The following is a 14,053-nucleotide window of genomic DNA, read 5'->3' as shown; positions in this document are numbered from 1 at the left end:
TTCCGGTCGAACTGGGTCTCGGCAGCCGCGGGGTGACCGATCAACCTGCGGTTTCGGACGAACCCCCGGGGTGCGGGCGACCGGCTAAATCGGCAGTTCCGGACGAAGCAGGCCTCGGCCGACTCGGGTGACCGATCAACCCGCGGTTTCGGACGAGCCCGAGGCGCGGGCGACGCGAGGGATCCGACCTGACCGCGAACCCGGTTGACGGCGCGACGCGGGCCACCGAACCTGGCGCGTCGCAGGGGAGTTCGGGCGTCAGTTCGCGCGCAGGGCGATCACCAGGCCGTCCTTCGCACACATCGACGGCACGGCCGGATCGGGCTGGGCGTTGCAGTTCCAGCCGTCGATCGTCGCCACGTCGGTGTCGCTGATGTTCTGGGCGTACTCGCTCGCCACGTCGATGGCCTCGGTGCAGCCGACCCGGCCCGCCTCGGTGCCCACCGCGATGACGTGCCGGGTGCCGCCGCCCGCGTCGGTGACCGGGCCGCAGTTCACGTCGTCGATGATCGGGCTGGGCACGGGGGAAGTCGTCACCGGCGCCGTGGTGGGCACGGGTTCGGTCGTGGTCGCCGGTGGGCTGGTCGTAACGGGCGGATGGGTCGGGCTCGGCGGCGGCAGCGGGGCCGCGGACGGGCCGACCAGTTTCGTCGCGCTCGCGGGGGCGGTCGTCGTGGTGGTGGTGATCGTGGTGCTCGCGCCGGTGGTCCGGCTGTCCGCGGAATCGCTGTCCGAGCCGCAGGCCGTGAGCGTGACGACGAGCGCGGGGGCGGCCGCGAGCAGAGCGAGGTGAGCGAGGCGCATGGGCGATCTCCTGTTCCCGATCACCGGATGCGATCGGCTCGCCGCAGAGTGTGGCAGGCAAACTCTCGGCTACCGAGCCTTTCGGCGGGCATGTCCCGGAGATGTGGCGCCGCTCAGCTCGGCAGCGGCCCGATCCGCACCGTCGTGGTGGTGACCCCGCCGACCACGAACCACAGTCGCAGCACCGGATGCCCGGTGCGGTCACCCGCTTCGTAGCGCGACCGCACGCTGATGTGCTGGCGCGCGAGCACCGGCGCGATGTACTCGATCACCGCGCGGTGCGGCCCGGCCACCAGCTTCGGGTAATCCACCAGATACTGCTCGATGGCCTGCCAGTACGCGGCGTTGTTCACGTGGTTGTACTGGTCGATATCGGTGGCGCGCACCGGGAACGGCATATCGGTGTCGGACTCGGGCGGGGTGTGGTCGACCAGCCACGGCCGCCAGCGCAGCCGGTGTTCCTGGGTGGTGCGAGCCAGCTCGGCCAGGCCCTCGTCGCTGATGCGGGTGGGCATGTTGGTGAATTCGTTGATATTGATCCAGAAGCCCTCGGTCTCGATGAGACCGCCGTTCTCACTGGTGATCCGCACCCGCATGTTGGTCCAGCGCGTCGACATCGCCGAGCACCAGCGGCGCAGCTCGATCCGGTCCGGCCAGTGGATCGGACGCACCACGTCCACCACCGTCCGGCGCACGATCCAGGCCGGATCGGTGCGATGGAAGAACCCGGAATGCATTTCCTCCCAGGCGATGTCCTGCAGATAGCGGGCCACGGCGTCGAACCGCAAGCGCTGATAGGGATCCACGTCGCCGGCCCGGACGGGCCACGCCGAGGCGAAGCCCATGCCCTCCTGGGGAAGCGGGGCGAGCGGCTGATCGTGTGACACTGGTGCTCCTCGCGCTGCATCGCCGCGGATCCTGTGAACCCGGGCGTGCCGCGTTTCGTGCGGTGCTTGCTGAGACATGACTTTACGCAGGGCACGGCCGGTGCGCGCGCGGCCCCGTAGCCTTTGCCGTTGCGGCCCCGTAGCCTTTGCTGTTGTAGATCCACGGCAGGGGAGGCGACGCCGGTGCCCGCAGGCGCTAGGGCTGGTTCGCGGTTCGGACAGTACGAGTTGCGACGGCTGCTCGGTGTGGGCGGAATGGGCGAGGTCTACGAGGCCTACGACACCGTCCGCGACCGCGTGGTGGCCCTGAAACTGCTCGCCGTCGAACTCGCCGGCTCACCCACCTATGTGGAGCGCTTCCGCCGCGAATCCCGCACCGCCGCACGCCTGCAGGAGCCGCACGTCATCCCCGTGCACGACTGGGGCGAGGTCGACGGCGTGCTCTACATCGACATGCGCCTGGTGCGCGGGCGCGATCTCAAGGCCCACCTGCACGAGCGGGGACCGCTCACCCCGGCGCAGGCCGTGGCCGTGGTGGAGCAGATCGCCGCCGCCCTGGACGCCGCGCACGAGAGCGGACTGGTGCATCGCGACATCAAGCCCGCCAACATCCTGCTGACCGGCGATTTCTTCGCCTACCTCGTCGATTTCGGCATCGCGCACACCGACTCGGACGCACAGCTCACCGTCACCGGCAGCGCCATCGGGTCCTTCGCCTACATGGCCCCCGAACGCTTCGAGCACGACGCCGCGGTCACCACCTCCGCCGACATCTACGCGCTGGCCTGCGTCTTGTACGAAAGCCTCACCGGCCGAATCCCGTTCACCACCGACAGCAACCTGGCCACCATCCGTGCCCACATGCTGACCCCGCCCCCGCGCCCCAGCCACCGCCCAGGCGTCCCGGCCTCCTTCGATCGTGTCATCGCGACCGGTATGGCCAAGGACGTGCCCGACCGCTACATCTCGGCCGGTCAACTGGCCCGCGCCGCCCGCGCGGCCCTGCTCGGCGCCGACCCGGGCGACGCCACCCGCGCGACCCCGCCCGGCCCGCCCCCGGCCCCGCCGCGCGCGCACCCCACGCGCGTGCAGGACCCGTCCGGGCCGTTCGCAACTCCAACGGGCGTTCGTCCGGCAGGCGCCGGTACGGCAAGCGCCGGTACGGCCGGTGCCGGTCGCGCCGGTGCGGGTGCGGCAGGCGCCGCCCCCGCAGGTGTGGGTCCGGCAGGTTCCAGGCCAGCCGGTGGGGGCCCGGCGGGTTCCGGTCCGGCAGGTTCCGGTCCGGTCGCCGGTGGGGGCCCGGCAGGTTCCGGTCCGACAGGTGTGGGTCCGGCAGGTTCCGGTCCGACAGGTGTGGGTCCGGCGGGTTCCGGTCCGGCAGGTGGGGGTCCGGCAGGTTCCGGTCCGGTCGCCGGTGGTCCCGAGGGCTTCCGCGCGGGCGGGGTGGACCACACGCCGCGACCCGGCGCCGGTCGAGCTCCGGGCGCAAGGGACTCTCCCGAGCGGCCCGGCGCCGGCCCCGTTCGGGGGTCGGATGCCCTCGGCAGGCAACCCGCTGCGGCGGAACAGGTTCCGGGACCGGCCGGGTACGGGCCACCACCGGGCGGCGTCGGCCGAATCACGCACCAGGGCGGCACGGCCGGTCCGGAGTTCGGCGGTCAGCCCGCGCGGTCCGGCGAATACCGCACGCCGCCGGGAGATTACGCGCGCTCGGACACGCGATCCGCGCCCGCGCCGGGCGGCGCTCCCGCCCGGGCGCCGGGGGAGTACGACGTCACCCTGCACCGAGCGTCGGGGTACTCCGCGCCGATTCCGCTCGCGCGGCCCGAACACCCCTCCGCGCCATTGCCGTTGCCGCCGCGGGAGCGCGGGTCGATGCCGCTGATCGTCGGCATGCTGGCCGCGGTCGTGGTGCTGCTGCTGGCGGCGGTGGGCTGGTTGCTGCTGTCCGGCGGCGGGGACGGGCCCGGCGGGTCCGGCGGCACCTCGGAGATCGCGCAGCCCGGGCAGAGCACCGGCCCGGGGCGGCCCACGGCGGTGGTCCCCACCACCCTGGCCCCGTTCACCGGGTCCGTGTCCGGCTCGGACGCACAGGGTTTCGTCGGCACCGCGGGCGCGCGCTGCAACGCCGACAACCCCGCCATGGCGGTCGGACGCACCGCGTCCTCCCGAATCGTGGTGTGCCGCACCGGCGCCGGTCGGTTCTACTACAAGGGCGTGCGGATCAGCGACGGTGCGGGCATCGCCCTGGACGACCCGGTCCCGGACGGCTCCGGCGGCTACACCGTCGTCAACCCGGTCGACGACACCCGCTACCGGATCACCCCCTCGGCCCTGACGATCTCCCGCGACGGCGCCACCCTGGCCGACGAGGCGATGATCGAATACTCCTATCGCGGCTGAACCCCCGCGCCTCGTGAAATAGGTCCGCTGCCCGCCCCGCCCCGGTAGCGGACGCCGGTGCAATGACCCGGGTCGGCCGATTCCGCTTGCCCGTTTGCGCGCTCGGCCGTTTGCCCGCTCGCCCGTTTGCGCGCTCGGCCGTTTGCCCGCTCGCCCGCTTGCGCGCTCGGCCGCTTGCCCGTTCGCCCGCCCGCCTTCGTCGGCTCCCGGCGGCCGTGTGACTGCCCGTCCGCACCTGCCATCGGCTCGTAGCGACCACGCATCCACCGGCCCGCGCGGGCGCGGCCGCCTCCGCTTGCCCGCTTGCCCGCTCGGCCGCTCGGCCGCTTGCTCGCTTGGCTGTTCGCTCGTTCGCCCGCTTGCCAATTCGCTCGCCCGCCTTCGTCGGCTCCGGCGGCCGTGTGACTGCCCGTCCGCACCTGCCATCGGCTCGTAGCGACCGCGCATCCACAGGCCCGCGCGGCCGCCTCCGCCGGACCCCCTTCCGCGCGGCCGAACGCGCGAACCGTGCCCGGCCGCTGTTGTGTGAACCCCGGTATCGGTTAGGTTCGGGTGAGTACCCGCAAGTGGGATTGATCGGAGTTGATCGGTATGCGCGCAGCCGTGGTGAGCAAGCTCGAAGGCCCGGAGTCCATCGAGGTTCTCGATGTGCCGGAGCCCGCGGCCTATCCCGGAGGGGTCGTCATCGACGTCCACGCGGCGGGGATCGCGTTCCCGGATGTGCTCATGACCCGCGGCCTGTACCAGATGAAGCCGGCGCTGCCCTACGTCGTGGGCTGCGAGGTCGCGGGCATCGTGCGCGAGGCCCCCGAGGGCGCGCACGTCAAGGCGGGCGACCGCGTGGTGGCGCTGACCCTGCTCGGCAACGCGGCCGCCGAGGTCGCCGTCGCACCGGTCGACATGGTGTTCGAGCTGCCGGACAACGTCTCCCTGGAGGCCGGCGCGGGCGTGCTGTTCAACGACCTGACCGTGCACTTCTGCCTGACCAAGCGGGGCAGGCTGGCCCCGGGCGAGACCGTGCTGGTGCACGGCGCGGCGGGCGGCATCGGCACCTCGACGCTGCGCATGGCGCAGGCGCTGGGCGCGGACCGGGTGATCGCGGTGGTGAGCACCGAGGAGAAGGCCGAGGTCGCCCGCGCCAACGGCGCGACCGACGTGGTGCTGACCGACGGCTGGCTGGCGGCGGTCAAGGAACTCACCGGCGGCCGCGGCGTGGACATCGTGCTCGATCCGGTCGGCGGCGACCGCTTCACCGACAGCATCCGCTCGCTGGCCTCGGGCGGCCGCGTCCTGGTGGTCGGCTTCACCGCCGGTGACATCCCCACCGTCAAGGTCAACCGGCTGCTGCTCAAGAACGTCGAGGTCGTGGGCGCGGCCTGGGGCGAATGGGTGATGACCCATCCGGGCTACCTGCGCGAGCAGTGGGCCGAGGTCGCCCCGCTGCTTGCCAACGGCAAGGTCGCGCCGCCGGAGCCCGCGCTCTACACCCTCGCGCACACGGCCGAGGCCGTCTCGGCCCTGGACAAGCGCACCGCCACCGGCAAGGTCGTCATCACCCTGCGCTGACGGTGCGGTGGGCACGACACTCGCGCCGCGGTCCCGTAACGTGCCGCAATTGTGAAGCTGTCCACCCGGGTTCTGAATCGCACACTGCTGGCGCGCCAGCACCTGCTCGAGCGGGCCCCGCTCACCGCGCCGCAGCTGTGCGATCACCTCGTCGGCCTGCAGGCCCAGGACACCCTGCCGCCGTTCCTCGCACTGTGGAGTCGCACAGCCGATTTCGACCCGGCCACGGTCACCGCCGGGCTCGAGGATCGCTCCCTGGTCCGAATCACCCTGATGCGCGGCACCATTCACCTGGTCACCCCGCCGGACGCGCTGCGCATCGCCCCGCACATCCAGCCCGAGCTCGAAAAGATCCCGTTCCGTAAGGGATTCAACTTCGGCGCGATGGTCGGGCTGGACCCCGCCGAGGTGCGCGCGCACGGCGAGGCGCTGCTCGGCGACGAACCCATGTCCGCCGCCGACATGCGCGCGCACGCCGCCGCCCTCTACCCCGACCGGAACGCGGGCGCGGTCCTGCAGACCTGGCTGTACCAGCTGCCCGTCCTGCAGACGCCGCCGCGCGGGCGCTGGAAGGACAGCAGCCGCCCCGTCTGGTCCCGCGTCGAACCCTGGCTCGGCGCACCGCTGGACCCGGACTACCCGCTCGAGGAACTCCTGCTGCGCTACCTGCGCGCCTTCGGTCCCGCCACCACGATGGACATGCAGACCTGGTCCAAGCTCACCGGCATCAAACCCGCCGTGGACCGCCTGGGCGACCGCGTGCGCACCTACACCGACGACCGGGGCCGCACCCTCTACGACGCCGCCGACGCGGAACTGACCGACCCGGACCACCCCGCCCCGGTCCGCCTGCTCGGCTGGTACGACAACCTCCTGCTCTCCCACCAGGACCGCACCCGCGTCATCCCCGACGGCGCGCCCCCACCCCTGCGCGAGGCCGCCAACCAGGTCTCCCCGGTCCTGATAGACGGCTTCCTCCAGGGCATCTACAAGATCTTCACCACCTCCACCACCGCCCGCCTCCGCATCATCCCCCGCTCGACATGGACCCCCGCGCAACGCACCGAGGTGGAATCCGAGGCCGCTGCCCTGCTCGCCTTCACCGACCCCGACCGAACCCCCAGCATCGAGATCCTCACGCCCGGTGCGTCTCTCAAACCCTGATCGGCGCCGCGTCCCTCGAATCCCGCCCGCCGCCACAGTTCTCGGGCCCCGGCCGCCGCGACGCCCGTGAACTGTGGCCGGGGCCGGGGCTTTGCGGCCCGAGCTGCCGCGACGCCGGCCCGGTGTCCGGCGGACGTGCCCTCCGAAGCCCGTCCGTCGCTACAGTTCTCGAGTCTCGGCCGCCGCGGCCGGTTGCGAGATCCGACAGCCGCCCCATCTCGAGCTCCGGCCGGCACGGTCGAGTCTCGAACTCTCGGGCCGCCCGGTTTGTGCACAACTCTCCCCAGCTGTGGATGCCTGTGCACAACGGCGCGCACCGATCCGTCCGCCGGAATCCGGCGGTAACCCCCGGGAAACACGGCCTCGCTACGCTCGCGGGCACGGCGTTCATGGCTGCAACGGACGTCGCGCACCGTCGGCACCCGGCGGGCTAACCAGCCGCATTTCCTGGAGGAATGCCGCATGGGCAGCCGTATTTCCATGTCCGCCGTCATCGGGGACGTCACCGTGTACGCCGCGACCCCCGCCGGACCGCAATGGTTGCCGGGGCAGGACGTCGTCGTGCGCGACGGCCGGATCGTGGCCATCGGCCCGAACACGGGCCGGAACTCCGTCGCCACCGCGAACCACGGCTTCGCCGGCGCGGCGGCGACTCTGCCCCGAATCGACGGGGGCGGTGGGTATCTCGTCCCCGGGTTCGTCAACACGCACACGCACCTGCAGCAGTCGATCCTGCGCGGGGCGGGGGAGGGTCTGCCGCTGCTCGAATGGCTGCACTGCGTGGGTGAGTTCACCGTCGCCGCCACGCCGGAGCAGACCTATCTCGCGGCGCTCGCGGGCGGGCTGGAGCTGCTGCGCAGCGGAGTCACCACGGTCGTCGAGCACATGTGGCCGAGCGGCTCCGAGGCCGTGCACGACGCTGCCCTGCGCGCGCTGGACGAGCTCGGCATCCGGGTGGTGTTCGGGCGCGGCGTCGCCGACCGTGCCGACCCCACCCGCAAGTGGGGGATGGATCCGCGCCTGCTGCAACCGCTTCCGGAGGTGCTCGCGCACATCGACGAACTGGATCGGCGCTGGGCGGGCACCCGCATCGGCATCGCGCACGCCGTGCCGAACCCGCGCTGCCTCACCCCGGACGGCATGGCGGCCGTGCGCGAGCACGCCGACCGCACCGGCAAGACCATCTCCATCCACCTGCTCGAGACCGACACCGACGAGGACATGTGCCGCCTGCACGCGGGCCGCTCGGCCGTCGACTACCTCGACGACGGCGGCCTGCTCGGACCGCGCACGCTGGCCGTGCACTGCTGCCGCCTGGACGCGCACGGCCGCGCGGTCTTCGCCGAACGCGGCGTCGCGGTCTCCTACAACCCGCTGAGCAATATGCGCCTGGGCAGCGGCGTCGCCCCGGTTCCGGACATGCTGGCCGCCGGCATCGGCGTCGGGCTGGGCGTGGACGGCGCGGCCAGCAACGACACCCAGGACATGCTGCTGGCCCTGCGCATGGGCGCCTACCTGCAGCGGGTGACGCACCGGCGCGCCGATCTGCTGGGCTTCCACGACATGATGCACATGGCCACCCGCGGTGCGGCCCGCGCGCTCGGCGATCCGGCCACGCATTCCGGGGTGGCGGTGGGCGATCCCGCCGATCTCACCCTCGTGCGCTTCGACCGCGACTTCGCCTGCCTGCCGGTCCGCGACCCGGGCGCCGCGCTGCTCACCACCGCGTCCCCGCGCGTGGTGGACACGGTCTGGGTGGCGGGGGAGGCCGTGATCCGCGACGGCCGCAGCACCCGCGTCGACGAGCGCGAACTGACTAGGCAGCTGAATAACATGCAGTACTAGTTAATCAACTGGAAACAGCGACACGATTGCATGTAATCCACATCGACAACACTGATCTCACGCACACGATGCACGCAGTACGAGTGAGAGAAGGTGGGTGCGATGGTCCTACGGGACATGGTGCGCGATCCGGCCGGAGCTCCGGCCCGGCCGCGACCGGATACGGAGATTTCCTTCGCCGGAATCGGAAAGCGCTACCCCGGTGCGGGTTCCGGTGAGGTGGTCGCACTCACCGATATCGACCTCGAGGTCGGGCGCGGCGAATTCGTCGCCGTCGTAGGCCCTTCCGGCTGCGGCAAGTCCACGCTGCTGCGCCTGGCCGCCGGCCTGGAGCAGCCCAGCGCGGGAACCGTTGCCGTGCACTCGGATTCGGTCGGCTTCATCTTCCAGGAAGCCACCCTGCTGCCGTGGCGCAAGGTGCTGCGCAACGTCGAGCTCAGCGCCGAGCTGAGCGGAATCGACCGCGCCACCCGGCGCGAGCGCGCCACCCGCGCCCTGCAGGCGGTCGGCCTGGCCGATTTCGCGGGCACACTGCCCGGCCGGCTCTCCGGCGGTATGCGGATGCGGGTCTCGCTGGCCCGCGCGCTCGCCCTCGAGCCCCGGGTGATGCTGCTCGACGAACCCTTCGGCGCCCTGGACGAGATCACCCGCCTGCACATGCAGGAGGAACTGCTGCGCCTGTACCGCGACAACGCCTTCAGCGCCCTGTTCATCACGCATTCGGTGTCCGAGGCGGTGTTCCTGGCGAACCGCGTGGTGGTCATGTCCGCCCGGCCCGGCCGCGTCCACGAGGTCATCGACATCGAGCTGCCGTATCCGCGCGAGCGCGATCTGCGGTTCGAGCCCGCCTACACCGACCTGGTGTCACACGTGTCCCGTTCCCTGAAAGAAGCCTGCTGATGGTCGGTCTCGCCGTTTCCGCCGCCCCGGCGCGCACCCGGACCGTGCGCCGCGTCCCCGTCCCGCGAATTCTGGGCCGCCTGCTGGCGCCCCTGGTCTCGGCGGGTCTCGCCCTGTCCGCCTGGTATCTGGTCTCGCTGGTGCTGCTGGCGCCGGACCGCCGCTTCCTGCTGCCTCCCCCGCACGCCGTCTTCGCCGAATCCCTCAGCGACCCGGCGAAACTGGAGGTCATGCTGCGCGCGCTGGCGGTCACCGCCCGGGTCGCGGTGACCGGGCTGCTGTTCGCCGCGCTGATCGGCGTCGCGATCGGGGTGCTGATGAGTCAGGCCAAGGTCGTCGAACGCGTCGTGTACCCGTACGCGGTTGTACTGCAAGCCGTTCCGGTGCTGGCGGTGGTGCCGCTCATCGGCCTGTGGTTCGGCTACGGCCTCACCGCCCGCACCATGGTCTGCGTCCTGATCGCCGTGCACCCGATCATCGCCATGACCCTGTTCGGCATCCAATCGGTCGATCGCAACCTGCGCGAGCTGTTCGCCCTGGGCCGCGCGAATCGACTGCGGCGCTTGATCTCCCTGGAACTGCCCGCCGCCCTGCCCTCGATCATGGCGAGCCTGCGCACCGCCGCGGGCCTCGCGGTGACCGGCGCGGTCATCGGCGACATGTTCTTCGCCAAGGGCCAACCCGGCATCGGCACGCTGCTCGACAACTACCGCTCCCGCCTGCAATCGGAGGACCTGCTCGCGGCCCTGCTGCTGGCCGCCCTCTTCGGCGTCGCGGTCTTCGCGCTCTTCACCGCCGCCCAGCGCCTCACCGTCGGCCGCTGGCACGCCTCCGGGCGCTGAACGAACCCGGCGCACAACCGCTTTCCGCACCACCCTGTCGAAACCCCCTGGAGAACCCATGCACAACCGTCTACAACGCCTGGGGACGACCGCGCTCGCGGCACTGGTCGTCGCCACCGGCGCCGCCTGTTCGAGCACCGAATCCGACGTCGCGGCGGTGCAACTCCCGCCCGCGCCCGCCGAACAGCAGCTGGCCGGGCTCTGCCCCGCCACCGTGGCGGTCCAGCTGCAATGGGAACCCGAGACCGATTCCGGCCCGCTCTTCGGCCTGCTCGGTCCCGGCTATCGCGTCGACTCCGACGCCAACAAGGTCACCGGCCCGCTCGTGGTGGACGGCAAGGACACCGGCGTCGACCTCGAGCTGCGCGCCGGCGGCCCGGCCATCGGTTTCCAGACCGTCCCCTCGCAGATGTACGTCGACTCCTCGATCACCCTGGGCCTGACCCACTCCGAACACGCCATCGCCGCGGCCGCCGCGCAGCCCATCGTCGCGGTCACCACCCTGCTGCGCTACAGCCCGCAGATGCTCATGTGGGATCCGGCCACCCGGTCCGGCTGGCGCGGCATCGCCGACATCGGCAAATCCGGTGCGCCCGTGGTGGTCTCGCAGGGCCAGCTGTACCCCGAATGGCTGGTCGCACGAGGCCTGCTGCAGGCGAACCAGATCGACACCTCCTACGACAACGGTCCCTCGCGCTTCGTCTCGGACCCCTCCTTCGCCCAGCAGGGCTTCGCCAACTCCGAGCCCTACGTCTACGAACACGAGGTGCGCGCCTGGAACAAGCCCGTCGCCTACCAACTGCTGCGCGATGTCGGCTACGAGGGCTACGCCCGCACCGTGAACGTGCGCGCCGACAAACTGAACGAACTGCGGCCCTGCCTGCAGCGCCTCGTGCCCATGATCCAGCGCGCCACCGCGCAGTTCCGCGCCGATCCGGGGCCGGTGAACGACGTCGTCGTCGACGTCGTCGCCAAGAGCGCCAACTTCGCGCCCTACAGCGCGGAACTGGCCGCCTTCGGCTCCCGCGTGCTCATCGACAACGGCCTGATCGGCAACGACACCGACGGCGTCACCGGCAGTTTCGACGAAGCCCGCGTACAGCGCGTCATCGACGAGTTCGCGCCCATCCTGCGCCGTGGCGGCGCGAAGGTGCCGGACGGGCTCACCGCCCGCGATCTCGTCACCAAAGAATTCCTCGACCCGGCCATCTCCGCAGACTGAACACCCGATCGGACAGGACAGCCATGACCAGCCAGGAAACCACCGAGGTCGCCCGCGAAATGCGGATGGGCGGACTCGGCGCCGAAACCACCCGCGACATCCGCGTCATCGACCTCACCGACTTCGAGGATCGCCGCGCCGAGATCACCGATCAGCTCTGGACCGCCGCCACCGAGATCGGCTTCTTCCAGCTCTCCGGGCACGGCATCCCGCAATCGCAGATCGACGCCGTATTCGGGCACACCGCACGGTTTTTCGCCCTCCCGGAACCGGTGAAAGCCCAGTACCCCCTCGTGAAGGCCGACAACGCGGGCTGGGAGAGCCTGAGCCAGGTGCGGCCCTCCATCGGCGTCCCCGACCAGAAGGAGTCCTACCAGGTCACCCGGCCGCATATGGACGGCCGCTGGCCCACCGCCGCCGAGCTGACCGGATTCACCGGCGCCGTACTGGATTTCGAGCACGCGTGCTGGACCGTGGCGATGCGGGTGCTGTCCTGCTTCGCCGAGCGCCTCGGCTTCGATCGCGACTACTTCACCCGCGCCCACGACCCCGCCTCCGCGCACTACCAGTCCACCCTGCGCCTGCTGCACTACTTCGCCGTGCCACCCGAACTGCGGCACGTTCCCGGCCGCTGGCGCGCCGGCGCGCACACCGACTTCGACTGCCTCACACTGCTTTTCCAGCGCGACGGCCAGGGCGGGCTCCAGGTGTGCCCCGGCAAGGAGATGGACGAACAGCAGTGGACCTCGATCACCCCGTCGTCCGCGCTGATCACCTGCAACATCGGCGACATGCTCACCCGCTGGAGCGATGACCTGCTGCCGTCGAACTTCCATCGCGTGCGCGGCCCCGGCCCCGACGAGTACCAGGGCGAGCGCTACAGCATCGCCTATTTCGCCCAGGCCGACCGCGACGCGGTCATCCAGGGCCCGCGCGCCGCCTATCCGCCCGTGACCGCCGCCGACTTCCTGGCCGAGCGCGTGCGGGCCAACTACCGCCCGCGCGGGTAATTTCGAACCGATCAGAGAGGACCACCATGAGCGAACCGGACAGCGCGCTGCTCGGCCCGTCCGTGCATCGGCAACTCCGCGGGCTCGTGCTGTCCGGCGAACTCGCACCCGGCGCGCCGCTGAGCGTGCTCGCCCTGTCCGCGCGCCTGGGCGTGAGTCGCAGCCCGGTGCGCGAAGCGGTGCAGCAGCTCATCTACGAGGGCCTGGCGGTCAACGTCCCGCACGCGGGAGCCCGCGTCGCGAGCATGGACGACACCCAGATCCGCGACGTGCTCGCCGTGCGCACCGTGCTGGACGGCCTGGCCGCCGCCACGGCCGCCACCCGCCTGACCGAAGCCGACCTGAGCAAACTCACCACCCTGCTCGTCACTCAGGAAGATCACTTGCGCGAGCCCGCGGACCCCGCCCGCGACTCCGAACTGGACCTCGAATTCCACACGTTCATTCGCGAGCGCTCCGGAAACCGCACGCTCGCTGAGGAACTCGCGCGCCTGGACGCCCAGGCCCACCTCTACCGCGGCGACCTGTGGCGGCACCCCCGCAACCGCAGCATCGCCCTGCGCGAGCACCGCCGCATCCTGGACGCCCTCGAATCCGGCCACGCGCCCGACGCCCGGGCGGCCGCGGAAGCCCACGTCTGCGGGCTCATCACCCGCCTCGGCCGCGACTGACGACATCGCGTCGTCGTGTGCCCGCCGGTGTCAAGGCGGGTGCGGACCCGAGTCCGGTCTTCGAGGCGCGGGCAGGTGCGTGTCCACGGACGCGACCGCGCTCGGCGGCGAACGAGACCTGTCGCGCGAACGCTCCCGGGAGTGCGGCCGCGGCCCGAGCGCCGTTCAGTGCGCGTTGCGGTACGCCGGAGCCTTGCTCGACGTGGACGGGGTCAGCGTGCGCAGCAGCGGCAGCGTGCGCTGGGCGACCACCGTCGACAGCACGATCACGCTGTGCGAACGCACCACCGTCGCACTGCGGTCGATACTCAGCAGCACGTGCTGCAACCCCGCGTGCGAATCCGCGCCGATGCGGCACAGCACGTCCCCGGAACCGGTGGTGGCGTAGGCCTCCAGGACACCCGGAATCGCTTCGAGATCCGCGGCCACCGCGTCCAGCTGCCCCTGCGCGATCTCCAGCGTCACGAACGCCTGCACGTCGAATCCCGCAGCGGTGACGTCCACGTGCGGGTCGTAGGAGGAGATCACGCCCGCCTCCTCCATCCGCGCGATGCGCGACTGCACCGTCGCGCGCGCGACCCGGGTCCGCCGCGACAGCTCCAGGATTCCGGCCTTCTGGTACTCGTGCATGGCGGCCAGGATGGCCAGATCGAGTTCATCCAACTTGGCGGGCGTGCGAGCCATGGCGGGACCTCCGCTCGGGAGTGATGCTGCTATTCAAATTGTCCAGCACCGAGCG

Annotated in this window: 12 protein-coding genes; 9 read left to right on the top strand and 3 right to left on the bottom strand. The window is 71.4% G+C overall.

Going from position 1 to position 14,053, the window contains the following annotated elements; genetic code table 11:
• Positions 1-258 precede the first annotated feature (258 nt).
• Positions 259-804, bottom strand: coding sequence for a hypothetical protein (locus ACFVBH_RS17485; protein WP_354987529.1), 546 nt, complete (start codon positions 802-804; stop codon positions 259-261).
• Between the two features lie 113 nt (positions 805-917).
• On the bottom strand, positions 918-1,691 hold the full coding sequence (locus tag ACFVBH_RS17480) for an acyl-ACP thioesterase domain-containing protein (protein ID WP_354987528.1): 774 nt from the start codon (positions 1,689-1,691) through the stop codon (positions 918-920).
• Positions 1,692-1,874: 183 nt separating this feature from the next.
• On the opposite strand from ACFVBH_RS17480, the gene ACFVBH_RS17475 reads away from it, so the two are divergent.
• The 9 genes from ACFVBH_RS17475 to ACFVBH_RS17435 all read left to right on the top strand — a co-directional run bounded on the left by ACFVBH_RS17475 (position 1,875) and on the right by ACFVBH_RS17435 (position 13,314).
• Complete coding sequence (locus tag ACFVBH_RS17475; protein WP_379002476.1) at positions 1,875-4,094, top strand: protein kinase; 2,220 nt, start codon at positions 1,875-1,877, stop codon at positions 4,092-4,094.
• A 591-nt stretch (positions 4,095-4,685) separates the two neighbouring features.
• Positions 4,686-5,660 (top strand): NADPH:quinone oxidoreductase family protein, encoded by a 975-nt coding sequence (locus tag ACFVBH_RS17470; RefSeq protein WP_354987526.1) that lies wholly within the window; start codon positions 4,686-4,688, stop codon positions 5,658-5,660.
• Positions 5,661-5,711: 51 nt separating this feature from the next.
• Positions 5,712-6,824 (top strand): winged helix DNA-binding domain-containing protein, encoded by a 1,113-nt coding sequence (locus tag ACFVBH_RS17465; protein ID WP_379002473.1) that lies wholly within the window; start codon positions 5,712-5,714, stop codon positions 6,822-6,824.
• Positions 6,825-7,286: 462 nt separating this feature from the next.
• Positions 7,287-8,669 carry an amidohydrolase family protein gene (locus ACFVBH_RS17460; protein WP_379002471.1) on the top strand — a complete coding sequence of 461 codons (1,383 nt, stop codon included), beginning with the start codon at positions 7,287-7,289 and terminating at the stop codon, positions 8,667-8,669.
• A gap of 102 nt (positions 8,670-8,771) precedes the next feature.
• Positions 8,772-9,569 carry an ABC transporter ATP-binding protein gene (locus ACFVBH_RS17455; RefSeq protein WP_379002469.1) on the top strand — a complete coding sequence of 266 codons (798 nt, stop codon included), beginning with the start codon at positions 8,772-8,774 and terminating at the stop codon, positions 9,567-9,569.
• The gene (locus ACFVBH_RS17450) at positions 9,569-10,411 is read left to right on the top strand and encodes an ABC transporter permease (protein ID WP_379002467.1); all 843 of its coding nucleotides are present in this window, start codon (positions 9,569-9,571) and stop codon (positions 10,409-10,411) included. Before ACFVBH_RS17455 ends, ACFVBH_RS17450 begins: the two co-directional genes overlap by 1 nt.
• Before the next feature lie 58 nt (positions 10,412-10,469).
• Positions 10,470-11,633 carry a nitrate ABC transporter substrate-binding protein gene (locus ACFVBH_RS17445; RefSeq protein ID WP_354987523.1) on the top strand — a complete coding sequence of 388 codons (1,164 nt, stop codon included), beginning with the start codon at positions 10,470-10,472 and terminating at the stop codon, positions 11,631-11,633.
• 23 nt (positions 11,634-11,656) lie between these two features.
• Positions 11,657-12,643: a 2-oxoglutarate and iron-dependent oxygenase domain-containing protein gene (locus ACFVBH_RS17440; protein ID WP_354987522.1), complete on the top strand. Its 987-nt coding sequence runs from the start codon at positions 11,657-11,659 to the stop codon at positions 12,641-12,643.
• Positions 12,644-12,669: 26 nt separating this feature from the next.
• The gene (locus tag ACFVBH_RS17435; protein ID WP_354987521.1) at positions 12,670-13,314 is read left to right on the top strand and encodes a GntR family transcriptional regulator; all 645 of its coding nucleotides are present in this window, start codon (positions 12,670-12,672) and stop codon (positions 13,312-13,314) included.
• Between the two features lie 165 nt (positions 13,315-13,479).
• Here ACFVBH_RS17435 and ACFVBH_RS17430 read toward each other — a convergent pair whose 3' ends face one another.
• Positions 13,480-13,998: an Lrp/AsnC ligand binding domain-containing protein gene (locus ACFVBH_RS17430; protein WP_354987520.1), complete on the bottom strand. Its 519-nt coding sequence runs from the start codon at positions 13,996-13,998 to the stop codon at positions 13,480-13,482.
• Positions 13,999-14,053: the final 55 nt, after the last annotated feature.

Source organism: Nocardia sp. NPDC057668, assembly GCF_042799795.1.
Lineage (GTDB): Bacteria > Actinomycetota > Actinomycetes > Mycobacteriales > Mycobacteriaceae > Nocardia.
The sequence above is the reverse complement of the archived record's forward strand: the minus strand, read 5'-3'. Positions and strand labels throughout refer to the sequence as shown.

Excerpts from the sequence above, each read along its gene's own strand:
- ACFVBH_RS17470 (WP_354987526.1), top strand. The coding sequence starts at position 4,686 with ATGCGCGCAGCCGTGGTGAGCAAGCTCGAAGGCCCGGAGTCCATCGAG.
- ACFVBH_RS17430 (WP_354987520.1), bottom strand. The coding sequence starts at position 13,998 with ATGGCTCGCACGCCCGCCAAGTTGGATGAACTCGATCTGGCCATCCTG.
- ACFVBH_RS17435 (WP_354987521.1), top strand. The coding sequence starts at position 12,670 with ATGAGCGAACCGGACAGCGCGCTGCTCGGCCCGTCCGTGCATCGGCAA.
- ACFVBH_RS17460 (WP_379002471.1), top strand. The coding sequence starts at position 7,287 with ATGGGCAGCCGTATTTCCATGTCCGCCGTCATCGGGGACGTCACCGTG.
- ACFVBH_RS17440 (WP_354987522.1), top strand. The coding sequence starts at position 11,657 with ATGACCAGCCAGGAAACCACCGAGGTCGCCCGCGAAATGCGGATGGGC.
- ACFVBH_RS17485 (WP_354987529.1), bottom strand. The coding sequence starts at position 804 with ATGCGCCTCGCTCACCTCGCTCTGCTCGCGGCCGCCCCCGCGCTCGTC.
- ACFVBH_RS17455 (WP_379002469.1), top strand. The coding sequence starts at position 8,772 with ATGGTCCTACGGGACATGGTGCGCGATCCGGCCGGAGCTCCGGCCCGG.
- ACFVBH_RS17445 (WP_354987523.1), top strand. The coding sequence starts at position 10,470 with ATGCACAACCGTCTACAACGCCTGGGGACGACCGCGCTCGCGGCACTG.
- ACFVBH_RS17450 (WP_379002467.1), top strand. The coding sequence starts at position 9,569 with ATGGTCGGTCTCGCCGTTTCCGCCGCCCCGGCGCGCACCCGGACCGTG.